This is a genomic window from Streptomyces sp. NRRL WC-3549 (assembly GCF_000721935.1).
In the GTDB taxonomy this organism is placed as follows: domain Bacteria; phylum Actinomycetota; class Actinomycetes; order Streptomycetales; family Streptomycetaceae; genus Streptomyces.
On sequence record NZ_KL585391.1, the window covers coordinates 118842 to 121189 of the forward strand.

Here is a 2348-nt window from a genome sequence, read left to right on the forward strand (position 1 = left end):
CACCCGTGCGGGTGCCCCGGCGCCGTCGTGTCCGGGCCCGGCCGGTCCTGGCCACCGCGCCGGAAAGGCGCCGGAGCCGTTCAGAGCCGTGTCAGGTGGCGGTCGAGCATCCCGCGCAGCCGGTCGGCCTCGGCCGGCCCGGCGGCCCCGCGCTTGGCCAGCAGGGTCAGCCCCGTGGCGTTGCGGTCGTCGCTGAGCAGCACGAAGAGGTCCCGGGTCTCCACGTACCGGGGCTGGGCGGCCCAGGAGACCGACCCGGCGGAGTGGTCCATCGCGACGGTCAGACCGCTCTCGTCCACCCGCACCCGGGACTCGCCCTGCCGCTTGACGTACCCCCACAGCTGACGCGCCGTCAGCCATGGGGCCAGGAACATCAGCGGCCCCATGACGCCCGTCGCCACGTACATCATCAGGGGGAAGTCGACGCCCAGCCCCGCCTCCAGCGCACACAGCACGGCCAGCAGGCCCAGCAGCAGCCCACCGAGCAGCCGCTGGCGCCTGCCCTCCCTGCCGACCCCGGCGCGGGCCCACAGCGCCTGCGAGCAGTCCTGGGCGGTCAGCCGGAACCTGAGGTCGACCGCGTGCTCATGGACGTCCGGTTCTGTTGACATGGCCCTCCCAAGATGATCGGACCATGATCGTACCGGCGCGCCTCAGCCGGTCGGCCCCTGCGCCAGGGCCGCCTCCTCCGCACCGCCGAAACGCCGGTCGCGCTGGGCGAACTCCAGGCAGGCGCGCCACAGGTCACGGCGGTCGAAGTCCGGCCACAGGACGTCCTGGAAGACCATCTCGGCGTACGCGCTCTGCCAGATCAGGTAGTTGGACGTGCGCTGCTCACCGCTGGGGCGTACGAAGAGGTCCACGTCCGGCATGTCCGGGTAGTAGATGTACTTCGCGAACGTCTTCTCGTTGACCTTGGACGGGTCGAGCCGTCCGGCCGCGACGTCCTCGGCGATCCGCTGGGCGGCGTCGGCGATCTCGGCCCGGCCGCCGTAGTTGACGCAGAAGTACAGGGTCATCCTGTCGTTGTCCTTGGTCTGCTCCTGGGCGACCTGGAGCTCCTGGACGACCGACTTCCACAGCTTGGGCATGCGGCCGACCCAGCGGATGCGGATGCCGAGCTCGTCCATCTCGTCACGGCGGCGCCGGATGACGTCCCGGTTGAAGTTCATCAGGAACTTCACCTCGTCCGGCGAGCGCTTCCAGTTCTCGGTGGAGAAGGCGTAGAGCGAGAGGTTCTTGACGCCCATCTCGATGCAGCCCTTGAGGACGTCCATGACGACGCCCTCGCCGACCTTGTGGCCCTCGGTGCGCGGCAGGCCCCGCTCCTTGGCCCAGCGGCCGTTGCCGTCCATCACCACGGCGACGTGCTTGGGCACCAGCTCGCCGGGGATCTTCGGCGGGACGGCGCCGGAGGGGTGCGGCTCGGGGGTCTTGTACACGCGCTTGTTACGGCCGCCGAGCATCCCGCGTACTGCCATGGGCTTCTTCGTCTCCCTGTGTCACTTCTCTACGTACCGCAGCGAGCGCAGGCCGCGCTCCAGATGCCAGTGCAGATAGGCGGACACCAGTCCGCTCCCCTCCCTGACATGACGCGCCTGGGACGCGTCCGCCGTCTCCCAGTCACCGGTGAGCAGTGCGCTCAGCAGTTCGACGGCCTCCGCCGAGGGTACGACGCTGCCGGGCACCCGGCAGTCGCCGCACACCACACCGCCGGAGGCGACGGAGAAGAACCGGTTCGGCCCGGGCATCCCGCACCGGGCGCAGTCGTCAAAGCTGGGCGCGTAGCCGTTGACGGCGAGCGAGCGCAGCAGGAACGCGTCGAGGATGAGGTTCGGCGCGTGCTCGGCGCGGGCCAGGGTGCGCAGTCCGCCGACGAGGAGCAGGTACTGCTGGACCGCGGGTTCGCCCTCGTGGTCGGTGAAGCGCTCGGCGGTCTCCAGCATCGCGGTGCCGGCCGTGTACCGGCCGTAGTCTACGGGGCGATGGTCTCGCTCTGGGTGCACAGGGGCAGACCGCGCCCGATCAGCTCGCTGCCGCGCGCGAAGAACTGCACGTCCACGTGGGAGAAGGGCTCCAGCCGGGCACCGAACTTGGACTTGGTGCGGCGCACCCCGCGCGCGACGGCGCGCACCCGGCCGTGGCCGCGGGTCAGGATCGTGATGATCCGGTCGGCCTCGCCCAGCTTCTGCGTACGCAGCACGACGCCGTCGTCCCGGAACAAGCTCATGGGTCCATTGTCGCGCACCGGGGCGGTCGCCCCTCCCGGGTCGTCGTCCCGGTGGCTCGCGGGCCCCGCCGGCCCGGCCCCGTGGGCGACGCTCACCGGCCCGGGTGTATAAGAGACA

2 protein-coding genes and 1 pseudogene are annotated in these 2348 nt (G+C 71.0%); all 3 read right to left on the reverse strand.

Going from position 1 to position 2348, the window contains the following annotated elements; all coding sequences use genetic code 11:
- Positions 1–80: 80 nt before the first annotated feature.
- Positions 81–611, reverse strand: a complete 531-nt coding sequence (locus tag IH13_RS0109105; RefSeq protein ID WP_031082714.1) for a hypothetical protein — start codon at positions 609–611, stop codon at positions 81–83.
- Between the two features lie 42 nt (positions 612–653).
- Complete coding sequence (locus IH13_RS0109110) at positions 654–1481, reverse strand: isoprenyl transferase (protein ID WP_031082715.1); 828 nt, start codon at positions 1479–1481, stop codon at positions 654–656.
- A 21-nt stretch (positions 1482–1502) separates the two neighbouring features.
- Positions 1503–2230 (reverse strand): annotated as a pseudogene (gene recO, locus IH13_RS37065) (DNA repair protein RecO).
- Positions 2231–2348: the final 118 nt, after the last annotated feature.

Bases quoted from the DNA above. Each gene is read 5' to 3' on its own strand.
- IH13_RS0109110 (WP_031082715.1), bottom strand. From the start codon at position 1,481: ATGGCAGTACGCGGGATGCTCGGCGGCCGTAACAAGCGCGTGTACAAG.
- IH13_RS0109105 (WP_031082714.1), bottom strand. From the start codon at position 611: ATGTCAACAGAACCGGACGTCCATGAGCACGCGGTCGACCTCAGGTTC.